Genomic DNA, 2230 nt, shown 5'->3' with positions numbered 1-2230 from the left:
TATGATTTTTTGCAGATCGGGGATCAGATTTATACGGTGATTGACTATATTTCCGGTCATGATCTGGAATATTATTGCAAACAGAATATACACTTTTCGGAGGAACAGCTGCTGATCTGGCTTCAGCAGCTTCTTGAAGTTCTCGAGTATTTACATACAAGGAAACCGATGATCCTTCACTGTGACATCAAACCGGCCAATATTATGATCACAGAAGAGGGAAATGTCTGTCTGATTGATTTCATTATTTCGATTGACGGAGAGAGTAATAAAGACCTCATTGGACTAAGCAATCAGTTCGCTTCTCCGGAACAGGTGGAAAAGGCAGATCGGATTCTTGCCGGTGCAGATGACAGTAAGGTGGTTTTGGATGGACGAACAGATCTGTACAGTGCAGGTGCAGTATTTTATTTTCTGATGACGGGGGTATATCCGAATGCCCGCAGAGAAAATTTTGTGGAACTGAAGTACCTGAACGAAGTGTACAGCGATGCACTGGCGAACATTGTTTCGAAAGCGATGCATCCGGATATACACAGAAGATTTAAGAGTGCGGGGGAGATGTTGAAGGCGTTGCAGCATCTGGAGGCGTGGTCTACAAAGCAGATACAGCGAAGAAAGATGATAGTTGCTGCTGGTATGACAGCGGCACTTGCAGGAATTCTTGGAATTGCCGGAGGTATCTACCATCACGGGAGAGTACAGTATCGAAAGTACGTAGATACCGTGGAAACCTTCGTGGAAAAAGAGGACGGATGGGAATACCTGAGCCATGCGGAGAACGAGACACAGGATTTGTATGAAGAGGGCGTAAAAATCCTGAATGAGGAGCAGTATCAGAAATATTTTGAAAAAGACCCAATATCACAGGCAGAACTGCTGTATGCGACAGGAAACTGTGCGTTGTATCTGGAGCAATATGAAGAGGCGGCGCAGCTGCTGGAAGATGTGGTGGAGATCGACGGGGAAAATGCAGACCTGTACAGGGATCTTGCACTTGCATATGCAGGAGAAAACGATGTGGAAGAGGCTGAGTGGAATCTACGCATGGCAAAGCAGCTGGGAGCTACAGAGGCAGATACGGCACTGATCCAGGCAGAGATCTCACACAGGAACGGGGAAAAAGAGGAAGCGTATGAGATGGCAAAGAGTGCTTTGCAGAAAGCTTCTGCAGATATGATGGCACATGCCGTAAGTACCTTCCTTCTGACCGCAGAAGCCTGTGGACATACAGAAGAGAGCATTGATTATCTGATTCGGCATGCAGCCGATCTTTCGGACAGCACGAGGATCTACTGGCTTCGGAGAGCAGCACAGGAGGCGTTAAAGATCGGACAGACGACAATAGCGGGGGAGTGCCTGGAACAGGTGATCGACAGCAAGATCGTCCTGGTGGAAGATCTGTATAATCTGGATGCTGTTTATGAAAAAGAAGGTTACTGGGATAAAAGCAGGAACCTTCTGAAACAGATCCAGAAAGAATATCCGGGAGAATATAAGGCATATATCCGGCTTGCGTACGTCTCTTATCGTTACAATAATGACAGACGGCCGGCAGATCGATCGTATGATGAGGTCTTTGCCTGCTATGACAGGGCGACAAAACTGATGGAGGAAAAGGGCATCCGACCGGAATCGGAACCGGATATGGTACAACTGAAAGCAATCATCACACAGCTAAAAGAACTGGGATGGGAGGAAAAGGAATGAAAAAGAAAACAACGAAGTATATCATAATCGGCGGAATCGGACTTGTGATTGTTGCGGTTGCGGCAATTACTGCAGCCACTGTTGCAGGAAGGAAAGTAAACGAACGAAAATACGGAGTAAAGATGGAGTCTGCAAAACAGTATCTGCTGGAGGAAAACTATGATGCCGCAGAGACTTTATATCTGCAGTCTATTGAGATGTATCCGGAGAAGACCGATGCATACAAAGAACTGATCAGTCTGTACATTCAGGAGGGTGACTACGAGAATGCATATGACACTGCAGATGAAGGATATGCCAACACGCAGGATACGTTCTTTGAGACGGTAATGGAAAAAGTGAGGGAAGAAAGAGCGAAAAAGCAAAAAGGTCTGCAGGGTGAGGCTTTGCAGGAAGTCTACGATGTTGACAAAGATGACAGTAAGATTGCAGCCCGTTTTATGCTTCTGGACAATATCAGTGCCTTTTGCTATCAGCAGTATGTCAATACTTACGGAAGATGTGATGTGACAGAAGCGGG

At 46.1% G+C, this 2230-nt stretch carries 2 protein-coding genes; both read left to right on the top strand.

All coding sequences use genetic code 11. The features are described from left to right. On the top strand, positions 1–1710 hold a 1710-nt coding region (locus MSA64_RS09385), incomplete at its 5' end, for a protein kinase domain-containing protein (RefSeq protein ID WP_287891436.1). Beyond that, the coding region (locus MSA64_RS09380) for a tetratricopeptide repeat protein (RefSeq protein WP_287891434.1) at positions 1707–2230 on the top strand (524 nt) is incomplete at its 3' end. The genes MSA64_RS09385 and MSA64_RS09380, both read left to right, overlap by 4 nt.

The organism is Oliverpabstia sp., assembly GCF_022785585.1.
GTDB lineage: Bacteria > Bacillota > Clostridia > Lachnospirales > Lachnospiraceae > Oliverpabstia > Oliverpabstia intestinalis.
Note: the sequence above shows the minus strand (reverse complement) of the source record. Positions and strands in the feature narration are given on the sequence as shown.